Annotated in this window: 11 protein-coding genes; all 11 read left to right on the top strand. The window is 43.5% G+C overall.

What is annotated here, in order from left to right; all coding sequences use genetic code 11:
• Window positions 1-413 precede the first annotated feature (413 nt).
• The 11 genes from rpoB to rplW all read left to right on the top strand — a co-directional run bounded on the left by rpoB (window position 414) and on the right by rplW (window position 14,927).
• The gene (rpoB, locus tag N1I80_RS01015; RefSeq protein WP_340736130.1) at window positions 414-3,947 is read left to right on the top strand and encodes a DNA-directed RNA polymerase subunit beta; all 3,534 of its coding nucleotides are present in this window, start codon (window positions 414-416) and stop codon (window positions 3,945-3,947) included.
• 127 nt (window positions 3,948-4,074) lie between these two features.
• Window positions 4,075-7,677 carry a DNA-directed RNA polymerase subunit beta' gene (rpoC, locus tag N1I80_RS01020; RefSeq protein ID WP_340736131.1) on the top strand — a complete coding sequence of 1,201 codons (3,603 nt, stop codon included), beginning with the start codon at window positions 4,075-4,077 and terminating at the stop codon, window positions 7,675-7,677.
• 125 nt (window positions 7,678-7,802) lie between these two features.
• The gene (locus N1I80_RS01025; protein WP_340736132.1) at window positions 7,803-8,051 is read left to right on the top strand and encodes a ribosomal L7Ae/L30e/S12e/Gadd45 family protein; all 249 of its coding nucleotides are present in this window, start codon (window positions 7,803-7,805) and stop codon (window positions 8,049-8,051) included.
• 103 nt (window positions 8,052-8,154) lie between these two features.
• On the top strand, window positions 8,155-8,577 hold the full coding sequence (gene rpsL, locus N1I80_RS01030; protein WP_340736133.1) for a 30S ribosomal protein S12: 423 nt from the start codon (window positions 8,155-8,157) through the stop codon (window positions 8,575-8,577).
• A gap of 71 nt (window positions 8,578-8,648) precedes the next feature.
• Window positions 8,649-9,119, top strand: a complete 471-nt coding sequence (rpsG, locus tag N1I80_RS01035; RefSeq protein WP_340736134.1) for a 30S ribosomal protein S7 — start codon at window positions 8,649-8,651, stop codon at window positions 9,117-9,119.
• A 51-nt stretch (window positions 9,120-9,170) separates the two neighbouring features.
• A complete protein-coding gene (gene fusA / locus N1I80_RS01040; RefSeq protein ID WP_340736135.1) occupies window positions 9,171-11,249 on the top strand; it encodes an elongation factor G in 2,079 nt (692 codons plus the stop codon).
• 121 nt (window positions 11,250-11,370) lie between these two features.
• Entirely contained in the window at window positions 11,371-12,558 is a 1,188-nt protein-coding gene (gene tuf, locus N1I80_RS01045) for an elongation factor Tu (protein WP_340736136.1), read from the top strand.
• A gap of 454 nt (window positions 12,559-13,012) precedes the next feature.
• Window positions 13,013-13,321, top strand: coding sequence for a 30S ribosomal protein S10 (gene rpsJ, locus N1I80_RS01050; RefSeq protein ID WP_042478628.1), 309 nt, complete (start codon window positions 13,013-13,015; stop codon window positions 13,319-13,321).
• A 43-nt stretch (window positions 13,322-13,364) separates the two neighbouring features.
• Window positions 13,365-13,994 (top strand): 50S ribosomal protein L3, encoded by a 630-nt coding sequence (gene rplC, locus N1I80_RS01055; RefSeq protein ID WP_340736137.1) that lies wholly within the window; start codon window positions 13,365-13,367, stop codon window positions 13,992-13,994.
• A gap of 25 nt (window positions 13,995-14,019) precedes the next feature.
• Window positions 14,020-14,643, top strand: coding sequence for a 50S ribosomal protein L4 (gene rplD / locus N1I80_RS01060; protein ID WP_340736138.1), 624 nt, complete (start codon window positions 14,020-14,022; stop codon window positions 14,641-14,643).
• Window positions 14,643-14,927 (top strand): 50S ribosomal protein L23, encoded by a 285-nt coding sequence (gene rplW / locus N1I80_RS01065; protein WP_340736139.1) that lies wholly within the window; start codon window positions 14,643-14,645, stop codon window positions 14,925-14,927. The genes rplD and rplW overlap by 1 nt, the downstream gene beginning before the upstream one ends.
• The last annotated feature ends 7 nt before the right edge of the window (window positions 14,928-14,934 follow it).

Here is a 14,934-nt window from a genome sequence, read left to right on the forward strand (position 1 = left end):
TGATTATTGGAAATGAAAGGTATACTGACGATGTATAAAAGATTGTCAAACCGAAAATGAGCTCTTACCGGAACTCGTTTTCTTTTTGTTTTTTTCGATATCATACACTATTTTTATGGTTTCGCAAAGGACTAATATTGTTTTATCTTCATTCAGCAAAAGATTCCACTGCTATAAAGTGGCGGGTCGAATGTGGTTTGAATTTCTGTTCAGTAGGGGTTCTAACACCTGCTGAACGAAGATGAAGCCTCCGGCGGATGTCACGGATTTTTTAGGGTAGCTTTAGAGGAAGGCAACTTAAGCTCGTCGCGTCCTGCGACAACAGTTGCATGACCCACATCCTGTGGGCCTAGCGAGCTCGAAAAAATCCGGACGCAATTCCGCCAAGGCGAAATTGATAAGGGGTGAAAGAGTTGACAGGTCATTTAGTTCAGTATGGTCAACACCGTCAGCGACGAAGTTTCGCACGGATCAGCGAAGTGCTGGATCTGCCGAATCTGATTGAAATCCAGACGGCATCTTATGAGTGGTTCATGGAAGAAGGACTACGAGAAATGTTCCGCGATATTTCCCCGATTCAAGACTTTACGGGAAATCTTTCGTTGGAATTCATTGATTATCAGTTGGGAGATCCTAAATATCCCGTTGATGAATCAAAAGAGCGTGACGTAACATTTGCAGCACCGCTACGTGTGAAAGTTCGCTTACACAACAAAGAAACAGAAGAAGTAAAAGAACAAGATGTTTTCATGGGTGATTTCCCGCTTATGACAGAAAACGGAACGTTTGTTATTAACGGTGCAGAACGGGTAATTGTATCCCAACTTGTCCGCTCACCAAGTGTTTATTACAGTGATAAGACAGACAAGAACGGTAAGCGCGGCTTTGGCGCAACAGTTATTCCAAACCGTGGTGCTTGGTTGGAATATGAAACAGATGCAAAAGATGTCGTCCATGTCCGCATTGACCGCACACGTAAGTTGCCAATTACAGTACTACTCCGTGCGCTCGGATTCTCATCCGACCAGGAAATCATCGAGCTAATCGGTGATAACGAGTACTTGCGTAACACGCTTGAAAAGGACAATACGGAAACTTCTGAAAAAGCATTACTTGAAATTTACGAACGCCTCCGTCCGGGAGAACCACCAACACTCGATAGCGCAAAGAACCTCTTGTTCTCTCGTTTCTTCGATGCGAAAAGGTATGACTTGGCAAATGTCGGACGTTATAAAATGAATAAAAAATTGCATGCGCAAAACCGTTTGTTCAATCAAACTGTGGCTGAAACGTTAGTTGATCCTGAAACAGGTGAAATTTTACTGGAGAAAGATCAGCTCATTGATCGTCGTGCATTGGACCGCCTTCTTCCGTACTTGGAAAAAGGAATTGGTTTTGAAGAGATTACCCATTCAAGCGGGGTTCTTGATGAGAAAATCACGATCCAATCGATTAAAATATACTCTCCGAAAAGTGAAGAGAAGCAAGTGATTAATGTCATCTCTAATGCGTATGTCGATGATTCCATTAAGCATGTAACACCTGCGGATATCGTTGCATCTATTAGTTATTTCTTTAACCTTCTTCACGGTGTTGGTAATACGGATGATATCGATCATCTGGGTAATCGTCGTCTACGTTCGGTTGGAGAACTTCTACAAAATCAGTTCCGTATTGGGCTTTCTCGTATGGAGCGTGTTGTGAAAGAGCGTATGTCTATTAATGACACACAATCAATCGTACCGCAGCAACTGATTAATATCCGTCCGGTTATTGCATCAATTAAAGAATTCTTCGGTAGTTCTCAGCTTTCTCAGTTCATGGATCAGACAAACCCGCTAGCGGAACTGACGCATAAACGTAGGTTATCTGCACTTGGACCTGGTGGGTTGACGCGTGAACGTGCTGGTATGGAAGTGCGTGACGTTCACTACTCTCACTATGGCCGTATGTGTCCGATTGAAACACCAGAGGGACCGAATATCGGATTGATTAACTCGTTGTCAACATTTGCGAAAGTGAATAAGTTCGGCTTTATTGAAACGCCGTACCGAAAAGTTGACCCTGTATCAGGGCGCGTAACTGCTCAAATTGATTATCTAACCGCTGATGTGGAAGATAATTATGTTGTGGCACAAGCAAACGCAATCCTTGCAGAAGATGGTTCTTTCGTCAACGAAGGAGTCGTAGGTCGATTCCAAGGGGATAACACGGTATTTAAGCGTGAACAGATTGACTATATGGATGTTTCACCTAAGCAGGTAGTTTCTGCGGCAACGGCGTGTATCCCATTCCTAGAGAATGATGACTCCAACCGTGCGCTTATGGGAGCGAACATGCAACGTCAAGCAGTTCCTTTACTGAATCCAGAAGCTCCTTTTGTAGGAACGGGTATGGAGCATGTGTCAGCACGTGACTCAGGCGCCGCAGTTCTTGCGAAATACGACGGGATTGTAGAGCATGTTGAGGCGAAAGAAATTCGTGTTCGCCGTATTGAAACAATAGATGGTAAAGAAGTACAGGGTGACCTGACGATTTATCGTTTAGAAAACTTTATCCGTTCGAATCAAGGAACATGTTATAACCAACGTCCAATTACAAGTGTAGGAGATCGCGTCAAGCCGCTTGATATTTTGGCAGACGGACCTTCTATGGAACAAGGAGAACTCGCTCTAGGGCGTAACGTTTTAACTGCGTTCATGACATGGGACGGCTTCAACTATGAGGATGCTATCATTATGAGTGAGCGTCTTGTGAAGGATGACGTGTTTACTTCGGTTCATATCGAAGAATACGAATCTGAAGCACGAGATACGAAACTTGGACCTGAAGAAATCACGCGTGATATTCCGAACGTTGGTGAAGATGCACTTCGCAATCTTGACGATCGTGGAATCATCCGTGTAGGTGCTGAAGTTCGTGATGGTGATATTCTTGTTGGTAAAGTGACTCCGAAGGGGGTTACAGAGCTAACGGCTGAAGAAAGACTGCTACATGCAATCTTTGGTGAGAAAGCACGTGAAGTTCGCGATACCTCTCTGCGTGTACCGCATGGTGCTGGCGGGATTGTTCTTGACGTGAAAGTGTTCAATCGTGAAGATGGTGACGAATTGCCACCGGGTGTTAACCAACTCGTTCGTGCTTATATCGTCCAGAAACGTAAAATTTCTGTCGGGGATAAAATGGCCGGGCGTCACGGAAACAAAGGGGTAATTTCTCGTATCTTGCCTGAATCGGATATGCCTTACTTGCCAGACGGCACGCCAATCGATGTCATGCTTAACCCATTGGGTGTACCATCACGTATGAATATCGGACAAGTTTTGGAAATGCACCTTGGTATGGCTTCTCGTAGCCTTGGTATTCATATGGCATCTCCTGTATTTGACGGAGCCAATGAAGAAGATGTGTGGGAAACGATGGAAGAAGCAGGAATGGACCGCGACGGAAAAACAATTCTGTATGATGGTCGTTCTGGTGAAGCCTTCGACAACCGCGTATCCGTTGGTGTCATGTACTTGATTAAACTAGCGCATATGGTCGACGATAAGCTTCATGCTCGTTCAACAGGACCGTACTCACTTGTTACGCAACAACCGCTGGGTGGTAAAGCTCAGTTTGGTGGACAGCGTTTCGGGGAGATGGAAGTGTGGGCACTTGAGGCATATGGCGCAGCTTATACGCTTCAAGAAATTCTAACTGTGAAATCCGATGACGTCGTAGGACGCGTGAAAACGTATGAAGCGATTGTCAAAGGGGAAAGCGTTCCTCAACCAGGTGTTCCAGAATCATTCAAGGTTCTTATTAAGGAACTTCAAAGCCTTGGGTTGGACGTGAAGATGTTGTCACTCGATTTAGAAGAAATTGAGTTACGCGATCTTGATGACGATGATGATATGCAACCAACAGACGCTTTGAATCTTATAAAAGAAGATCAGCCTGTCTGATTTGCCTAGTGAAGATTTAACTGATTTTTAAGGGGGATATAAAGTTCCCCCTAATTTTTTTAATAAAAGGTGTGCGCTTGCTCGGAAAAGCCAATTGCAGCGATAAGACTAAAGGGAGGTAGGCTCCTTGATAGATGTAAACAATTTTGAGTATATGAAAATCGGCCTTGCTTCACCAGATAAGATTCGTTCATGGTCTTACGGAGAAGTAAAAAAGCCAGAAACAATCAACTACCGTACATTAAAACCTGAAAAAGATGGTCTGTTCTGTGAACGTATTTTCGGACCTACAAAAGATTGGGAATGTCATTGCGGGAAGTATAAACGTGTGCGCTATAAAGGCGTTGTTTGTGACCGTTGTGGAGTAGAGGTTACACGTCAAAAAGTGCGTCGCGAACGTATGGGGCATATTGAACTTGCAGCTCCGGTTACACATATTTGGTATTTCAAAGGGATTCCGAGTCGTATGGGACTTATCCTCGATATGACACCACGTGCTTTGGAGGAAATCATCTACTTCGCATCTTATGTAGTAGTTGACCCTGCAGATACACCACTTGAAAGAAAGCAATTGCTTTCTGAAAGAGAATATCGTATTTACCGTGAAAAGTATGGTTCTAAATTCCAAGCACTTATGGGTGCTGAAGCAATCGAACGTCTATTAATGGCAATCGATCTGGATAAAGAAATGGAATTCTTGAAAGAAGAATTGAAAACTGTCCAAGGGCAACGCCGTACACGCGCGATTAGACGTCTTGAAGTCGTTGAGTCATTCCGTAACTCAGGCAATAAACCTGAGTGGATGGTCCTTGAAGTACTGCCGGTTATTCCGCCAGAACTACGCCCGATGGTACAACTTGATGGCGGACGTTTTGCAACTTCTGACTTGAATGATCTATATCGTAGGGTTATTAACCGGAACAACCGATTGAAACGTCTACTTGACCTTGGTGCTCCTGGAATTATCGTTCAAAACGAGAAGCGGATGCTGCAAGAAGCAGTCGATGCACTTGTTGATAATGGCCGTCGCGGTCGTCCAGTTACAGGACCAGGTAACCGTCCGTTGAAATCTTTGTCTCACATGTTGAAAGGTAAGCAAGGGCGATTCCGTCAAAACTTACTTGGAAAACGCGTTGACTATTCTGGTCGTTCCGTTATCGTTGTTGGACCTAACTTGAAAATGTATCAGTGTGGTCTGCCGAAAGAAATGGCAATTGAATTGTTTAAACCATTTGTGATGAAGGAACTTGTTGAACGGGGACTTGCACACAATATTAAGAGTGCTAAACGTAAAATTGAACGCCTTCATTCGGAAGTGTGGGACGTTCTTGAAGATGTCATTCGGGAGCATCCGGTCCTTCTGAACCGGGCACCAACTCTTCACCGTCTTGGTATTCAAGCGTTTGAGCCAATTCTTGTAGAAGGGCGCGCGATCACGCTGCATCCACTCGTTTGTACAGCTTATAACGCTGACTTCGATGGTGACCAGATGGCTGTTCACGTTCCTTTGTCAGCAGAAGCACAAGCAGAAGCACGTTTACTGATGCTAGCTGCGCAAAACATTTTGAACCCGAAAGACGGGAAGCCAGTCGTTACACCGTCCCAAGATATGGTATTAGGGAACTATTACCTCACGTTGGAACGTAAAGGTGCGACGGGTGAAGGAACTGTATTCCATAATGCGGACGAAGCGCTTATCGCTTATCATAATGGTCATGTGCATCTTCACTCGCGAATCGCTATTCAAGCTGGTTCGTTGAATAACCCGACATTTACAAATGAACAAAATAGCCAATTGTTATTAACGACAGTTGGAAAAATAATTTTCAACGAAATTTTACCAGAATCGTTCCCATATATTAACGAGCCAACAGATTCCAACTTGGAAGTTGAAACGCCTCCTAACTATTTCGTTCCAGGAACTGTAGATGTGAAAAAACATTTCGCAGAAATGGAACTTGTGGAACCATTCAAGAAGAAGATTCTTGGTAATATCATCGCGGAAATTTTTAAACGTTTCCATATTACGGAAACGTCAAGAATGCTTGACCGCATGAAGAACCTTGGATTCAAATATTCAACACGTGCAGGAATTACAATTGGTATATCTGATATCGTTGTATTACCGAATAAAGATGATATTTTGCAAGAAGCGCAAGATAAAGTCGATAAAGTACTACAACAGTTCCGTCGTGGTCTGATCACAGAAGAAGAGCGATATGATCGCGTTATTTCTTACTGGAGTCATGCGAAGGATGTAATTCAAGCTAAACTGATGGACTCTCTGGATCACTCGAATCCGATTTACATGATGAGTGACTCAGGTGCACGGGGGAACGCGTCTAACTTCACGCAACTTGCGGGTATGCGTGGTCTGATGGCCAACCCGGCTGGTCGTATCATTGAACTTCCAATCAAATCTTCATTCCGTGAAGGGTTGACGGTACTTGAGTACTTCATCTCTACACACGGTGCGCGTAAAGGGCTTGCGGATACAGCACTTAAGACAGCTGACTCAGGTTACTTAACACGTCGACTTGTTGACGTTGCGCAGGATGTTATCGTCCGTGAAGATGACTGTGGAACAGACCGCGGTCTGGAAATCAGTGCATTGATGGAAGGTACGGAATTGATCGAAGGATTGGATGAGCGTATTGAAGGCCGTCACACGAAGAAAACAATTTACCATCCTGAAACAGGTAAATTGATTCTTGAGAGAGACGGGCTGATTACAGCGGATGCTGCACGTAGCATACTGGATGCAGGTCTTGAAACGATCACGATTCGATCGGCATTTACATGTAACACGAAACACGGTGTCTGTAAGAAGTGTTACGGCATTAACCTGGCAACTGGTGAAACAGTTGAGGTTGGTGAAGCGGTTGGTATTATCGCTGCACAATCTATCGGTGAACCGGGTACACAGCTTACGATGCGTACATTCCATACAGGTGGAGTTGCAGGGGACGATATTACACAAGGTCTTCCGCGTATCCAAGAGATCTTCGAATCGCGTAATCCGAAAGGGCAAGCGGTTATCTCGGAAATCAAAGGTAACATTATTGAAATCGATGAAATCCGTGAAGGTCAGAAAGAAATTACCATTCAAGGTGAGGTTGAGACGCGTAAGTATCTTGCGCCGTACAATGCTCGTCTGAAAGTTCAAGTTGGCGATGCAATTGACCGAGGTGACGTTATTACAGAAGGTTCTATCGATCCGAAAGAATTGATTATTGTAAAAGACGTAGCCACTGTTCAAAATTACCTCTTGAAAGAAGTTCAAAAAGTATACCGTATGCAAGGTGTTGAGATCGGTGATAAGCACGTTGAAGTAATGGTTCGCCAAATGCTTCGTAAAGTGCGCATTATTGAAGCAGGTGACACGGATCTATTACCGGGTTCACTGCTTGATATTCATCAATTTGCAGATGCGAATGCAGTTGTGCTTAAAGCTGGAAAAGTTCCGGCGACATGTCGCCCTGTCATTCTCGGTATTACAAAAGCATCACTTGAAACAGAATCCTTCTTGTCAGCAGCTTCCTTCCAAGAAACAACTCGTGTCTTGACGGATGCAGCTATAAAAGGGAAAACCGACGAACTACTTGGTTTGAAGGAGAACGTTATTATCGGGAAACTTGTACCGGCTGGAACAGGCATGCAACGTTACCGTCACATCGTTATGGAGCAAGGTGGAGAGAAGAATTCAGCTAAGAAAGTTACGGCTGAATAATTCAAAACTAAAACAGGGGACTTGAACCTCCCCTGTTTTATCCTTTATCTGTTGACATTTTATTTAATAGATGATAATATACAAAAGGTTGATAGTTGAATGTCTGTACTTTGGAGGATATGGAAATGTCTTATGAAAAAGTCGAGCGGGCAAAGAAGACAATCATCGGTACAAAGCAGGCAGTGAAAGCGATCCGTGCAGGGATAGTGACTGCAGTCATTATCGCGCAAGATGCTGAAGAACGAGTTGTTGCTCCGGTAAAGGAGGAAGCTAGGCTTCATAGCATCCAAGTGACATATGTTGATTCGAAAGAAAAACTCGGAAATGCATGTGGAATTCAAGTCGGTGCAGCCGTGGTTGCGATTACTGGATAATGGTTTTTGTGTGAATGAACACACAAAGACTTTGTTTTTACCCCAAAAATGAACCACCTGGATGTGTGGTCTTACAAAACGAGTACGAGAGGAGGAAAATCCGATGCCTACAATTAACCAATTAGTCCGTAAACCACGTAAACCAAACGTGACGGGATCTAAATCACCAGCACTCGGGAAAAGCTATAACAGCTTCAAAAAGTCAATGACAGACGTGAACTCACCACAAAAACGAGGTGTTTGTACACGTGTTGGTACAATGACACCGAAGAAGCCGAACTCGGCACTTCGTAAATATGCACGTGTTCGTTTGACAAACTCTATGGAAGTCAATGCGTACATTCCTGGTGAAGGTCACAACCTACAAGAGCACAGTGTTGTACTTATCCGCGGCGGACGCGTAAAAGACTTACCTGGTGTGCGTTACCATGTTGTTCGTGGAGCACTTGATACTGCTGGAGTTACTGGCCGTATGCAAAGCCGTTCTATGTACGGTGCTAAAAAACCTAAAGTTAAGAAAAGCTAATTTAAACAAAATTATGATTGATAGTTATTTGAGCGGAAAACGCTTGAAAACTTTGAAAGGAGGAAAACAACATGCCTCGTAAAGGTCCTGTTGCAAAACGTGACGTACTTCCGGATCCGATTTATAATTCGAAACTCGTCTCACGTCTCATCAACAAAATGATGGTTGACGGTAAAAAAGGTACATCTCAAAAAATCCTCTATGGTGCGTTCGAGCTTGTGAAAGAACGTTCTGGTAAGGAGCCCCTTGAAGTATTTGAAGCGGCACTTAACAACGTAATGCCAGTTCTTGAAGTAAAAGCACGCCGTGTAGGTGGAGCAAACTATCAAGTTCCAGTTGAAGTACGTCCTGATCGCCGTACAACACTTGGACTGCGTTACCTTGTAAACTACTCACGCACACGCGGTGAGAAAACAATGGAAGAACGTCTTGCAAATGAAATTCTTGACGCTTCTAACAACACAGGTGCATCTGTGAAACGTCGCGAAGAAATGCATAAGATGGCAGAAGCGAACAAAGCATTCGCTCACTACCGTTGGTAAGATTAAGCATTTTTTTAACACTCTAATCCGAGATGGAAGGAGATCAAACACATGGCTAGAAAATTCTCCTTAGAGAATACGCGTAACATTGGTATCATGGCTCACATCGATGCTGGTAAAACAACTACGACTGAGCGGATCCTTTATTACACTGGTAAAATCCACAAAATTGGAGAAACGCACGAAGGTGCATCTCAAATGGACTGGATGGAGCAAGAGCAAGAACGTGGAATCACAATCACTTCTGCTGCAACGACGGCGGAATGGAAAGATCACCGCGTAAACATTATCGATACACCAGGTCACGTGGACTTCACTGTTGAAGTTGAACGTTCACTTCGTGTTCTTGATGGTGCTGTAACGGTGCTTGACGCTCAATCGGGCGTTGAACCACAAACAGAAACTGTCTGGCGTCAAGCGACAAACTATGGCGTTCCACGTCTAGTTTTCATTAATAAAATGGACAAAATGGGTGCGGATTTCCTTTACTCAGTAGGTACACTAGTTGAACGACTTGGAGCAAACGCACATCCAATTCAATTGCCAATCGGTGCAGAAGATCAGTTCTCTGCAATTATCGACCTAGTTGAAATGAATGCTGTTTACTACAATGACGATACTGGTCTAAATGCTGAAGTGAAAGAAATACCTGAAGAGCATCGTGCGAAAGCAGAAGAATATCGTGAAAAGCTAATTGAAGCGGTTGCTGAATTCGACGAAGATCTTATGAATAAATTCTTGGATGAAGAAGAAATTACGAAAGAAGAAATCAAAGCTGCAATTCGTAAAGCTACGCTTGCAGTTGAATTCTACCCTGTTGTATGTGGAACTGCATTCAAGAACAAAGGTGTTCAACTCGTCCTAGACGCAGTAATCGACTACCTACCATCACCAATTGATATTCCTCCTATGAAAGGGACGAATCCTGAAACTGACGAAGAAGTTGAACGTCACTCTGACGACAGCGAGCCGTTTTCGGCACTTGCTTTTAAAGTTATGACGGACCCTTATGTAGGTAAACTTACATTCTTCCGTGTGTACTCTGGTACACTTCAATCTGGATCATATGTACAAAACTCTTCTAAAGGCAAGCGTGAGCGCGTAGGACGTATCCTGCAAATGCACGCGGATTCTCGTGAAGAAATCAGCGAAGTTCACGCGGGCGATATCGCTGCAGCGGTTGGTCTTAAAGATACAGGAACTGGCGACACACTATGTGACGACAAAGCTCTTGTAATCCTTGAGTCAATGGACTTCCCGGAACCAGTAATCTCACTTTCTGTTGAGCCGAAAACAAAAGCCGACCAAGATAAAATGGGTATGGCACTTGCTAAGCTTCAAGAGGAAGACCCAACATTCCGTGCGCACACGGACCAAGAAACTGGAGAAGTAATCATCGCTGGTATGGGTGAATTGCATCTTGACGTTCTTGTAGACCGTATGCGTCGTGAATTCAACGTTGAAGCTAACGTTGGAGCACCGCAAGTATCTTACCGTGAAACTTTCCGTGCATCTGCGGAAGTTGAAGGTAAATTCGTGCGTCAGTCTGGTGGACGTGGACAGTTCGGTCACGTTTGGATCGAATTCTCTCCTAATGAAGAAGGAAAAGGATTCGAATTCGTCAACAACATCGTCGGAGGAACTGTTCCACGTGAATATATTCCGGCTGTTGAAGCAGGTATCCGTGATTCACTAGACAATGGTGTAATCGCTGGTTATCCTTTGATTGATATTAAAGCTCGTCTATTCGATGGTTCTTATCATGATGTTGACTCCAATGAAATGGCGTTTAAAATTGCTGCATCTATGGCATTGAAAAACGCTGTATCAAAAGTTAACCCGGTTCTACTTGAGCCAATGATGAAAGTTGAAGTTCAAATCCCTGAAGAATACATGGGCGATATCATGGGCGATGTTACATCACGCCGTGGCCGTGTTGAAGGGATGGAAGCTCGTGGTAACGCACAAGTAGTTCGTGCAATGGTTCCACTTGCCAACATGTTTGGATATGCAACATCTCTTCGTTCTAACACACAAGGACGCGGAAACTTCTCAATGGTATTCGATCATTACGAAGAAGTGCCGAAATCAATTGCAGAAGAAATTATCAAGAAAAACAAGGGCGAATAATTATACTTTGAACTTGTTTCTATAGTAAATTACTTGTAAGATATGGGTAGGTGGGGGGCCCTCCAACACCTGTAGCTAACAAAACTAAAAAAACTTTTATATCTTAAGGAGGAATTCCCAAATGGGTAAAGAAAAATTCGATCGTTCCAAAACGCACGCTAACGTTGGAACAATTGGTCACGTTGACCATGGTAAAACAACTCTAACAGCAGCAATCGCTACAGTTCTTGCGAAAAAATCAGGTGGAACAGCACGTTCTTACGCTGACGTAGATAACGCACCAGAAGAAAAAGAGCGTGGAATCACGATCAACACTTCTCACGTTGAATACGAAACTGCAACTCGTCACTACGCACACGTTGACTGCCCAGGTCACGCCGACTATGTTAAGAACATGATCACTGGTGCTGCTCAAATGGACGGCGGAATCCTAGTTGTTTCTGCAGCTGATGGCCCAATGCCACAAACACGTGAGCACATCCTTCTTTCACGTCAAGTTGGTGTTCCGTACCTAGTAGTATTCATGAACAAATGTGATATGGTTGATGACGAAGAGCTTCTTGAGCTTGTAGAAATGGAAATTCGTGACCTACTTTCTGAATACGACTTCCCTGGCGACGACATTCCTGTCATCAAAGGTTCTGCGCTTAAAGCACTTGAAGGTGAAGAAGAATGGGAAGAGAAAATCGTTGAGCTTATGAACGCTGTTGACGAATACATCCCAACACCACCACGTGATACTGAAAAACCATTCATGATGCCTGTTGAGGACGTATTCTCAATCACAGGACGTGGAACTGTTGCTACTGGACGTGTTGAGCGTGGAGTAGTTAAAGTTGGAGACGTTGTTGACATCATCGGTATCGTTGAAGAAGCAAAATCTACAACTGTTACAGGTGTAGAAATGTTCCGTAAACTTCTTGATTATGCAGAAGCGGGCGACAACATTGGTGCACTACTTCGTGGTGTATCACGTGACGATATCGAACGTGGACAAGTACTTGCTAAACCAGGTACAATCGTTCCACACACAAAGTTCACATCTGAAGTTTATGTTCTTTCAAAAGAAGAGGGTGGACGTCATACTCCATTTTTCTCTAACTACCGTCCACAGTTCTACTTCCGTACAACTGACGTGACTGGTGTTATCGAACTTCCGGAAGGCGTAGAAATGGTTATGCCTGGAGATAACATTGAAATGACAATCGATCTAATTGCTCCAATCGCTCTTGAAGAAGGTACGAAGTTCTCTATCCGTGAGGGTGGACGTACTGTAGGCGCTGGCGTTGTAGCAACAATCCTTAAATAATTCCTGCTTTACTCAAATCCCGCCCTTTGTGGCGGGATTTTTTGTGGCTTAGGGAATTATGAAAAACTTCCACTAATGCTTGTTGATTTAAATGCAACGATGGCACCGGAATTGCTGCACTTGGAGATGTGGGATCGCCGGTGTTGATTCACAATAATATTCTATCTATTTATTGTTGGTAGGGATGACAGTCATATTACTTGGTTAAATGTTACGACTATTAGCGTACAGGTTGCATTTTGAGATGAATAGAATTATAATAATAAAGTTGAGAAAAGAAATTCCACAAAAGACTTGCGGAGTTCTTTTTTTTAATGTATAATATTTAATGTTGGTCTTTGACTGCGATGAAGCGGGAGGTTGCCGACACACCCGGCCGCTTTGCCATGGCATGTGTGTGGGAAATTTTCGTGGAGAATGTCTATAACAAAATAGGCGAAAAGGAGGGAAAATAATGGCAAAACAAAAGATTCGTATTCGTTTGAAAGCATATGATCACAGAATTTTGGATCAATCAGCTGAGAAAATTGTAGAAACAGCAAAACGTTCAGGTGCAAGTGTATCGGGTCCGATTCCACTTCCAACTGAAAGATCTGTTTACACGATTCTTCGTGCGGTGCATAAATACAAAGATTCGCGCGAGCAGTTCGAAATGCGTACACACAAACGTCTTATCGACATCGTTAACCCAACACCACAAACTGTTGATGCGTTAATGAAACTCGACTTACCGTCGGGCGTAGACATTGAAATCAAACTTTAATAGCTACTAAATAAAACTTAAACTAATTCAGGAGGTGTGACAAATGACCAAAGGAATCTTAGGAAGAAAAGTCGGTATGACGCAAGTATTTGCTGAAAACGGCGACCTCATTCCGGTAACTGTGATTGAAGCTGGACAAAACGTTGTTCTTCAAAAGAAGACAAAAGAAACGGACGGCTACGAATCAATCCAAATCGGTTTTGAAGATAAACGAGAAAAGCTAGCTAACAAACCTGAAAAAGGGCATGTTGCTAAAGCTGCTACGGCACCTAAGCGCTTCGTTCGCGAATTCCGCGAATTAGACGTGAACGGTTACGAAGTTGGTCAGGAAGTCAAAGTTGATACTTTCGCTGAAGGCGATATCGTCGACATTACAGGAACAACAAAAGGTAAAGGGTTCCAAGGTGTTGTTAAACGCCACGGTTATTCACAAGGACCTATGAGCCACGGATCACGTTTCCACCGCGCGCCAGGATCTATCGGTTCTGTTGACGCTCAACGTGTATTCAAAGGGAAAAAACTACCAGGACGTATGGGTGGTAAAACAGTAACGATTCAAAATCTTGAAATTATACGAGTAGATGCTGAACGCAACTTGCTACTTGTAAAAGGTAACGTTCCAGGATCACGCAAATCACTTCTACAAGTGCGTAGCGCAATCAAAGGGAACTGACCATTAAAGAAAGGAGGAAATAGGAATGGCTAAAGTATCCGTACTAAACCAGACAGGATCTTCTGTCGGCGACATCGAACTAAATGATGCGATTTTTGGAATCGAGCCGAACGAAGCTGTCTTATTTGAAGCATTGGTCCAACAGCGTGCGTCATTACGCCAAGGTAACCATAAAGTAAAAACACGCGCGGAAGTCGCTGGTGGTGGACGTAAACCATGGCGCCAAAAAGGAACAGGACGTGCTCGTCAAGGGTCAATCCGTTCACCGCAATGGCGTGGAGGCGGTATCGTATTCGGTCCAAATCCAAGAAGCTATAGCTACAAACTACCGAAAAAAGTTCGTAGACTTGCTCTTCTTTCAGCTCTTTCAACGAAAGTACGCGAAGAAGACATTATCGTTCTTGATGGACTTACATTCGATGCACCTAAAACAAAAGAATTCGTCAAAGTATTAGCAGCTCTTTCAATCGACAAAAAAGCATTGATCGTAACTGCAGACCTAGATGAAACAGTAGCGTTATCTGCACGTAACATCCCTGGAATCAGCGTTGTTACTGCATCTGGCATCAACGTTCTTGACCTTATCGGCCATAATAAACTTGTTATGACGAAAGCAGCAGTTCAAAAAGTAGAGGAGGTGCTTGGTTAATGGAAGCACGTGATATTTTAAAACGTCCGGTCATTACCGAGCGTTCTTCTGAACAAATGGAATTCAAAAAATACACTTTCGAGGTTGACACGCGCGCTAACAAAACACATGTGAAGCAAGCTGTTGAAGAAATCTTCGGAGTAAAAGTAGAAAAAGTTAACGTACAGAACTACAAAGGTAAGTTCAAGCGTATGGGTAAACATGCAGGATACACAAACAAACGCCGTAAAGCGATTGTTACATTGTCTGCTGACTCAAAAGACATCGAACTTTTTGAAATCTAATTTAAAT

The sequence above is a fragment of the Sporosarcina sp. FSL K6-3457 genome (assembly GCF_038007285.1).
Taxonomy (GTDB): Bacteria; Bacillota; Bacilli; order Bacillales_A; family Planococcaceae; genus Sporosarcina.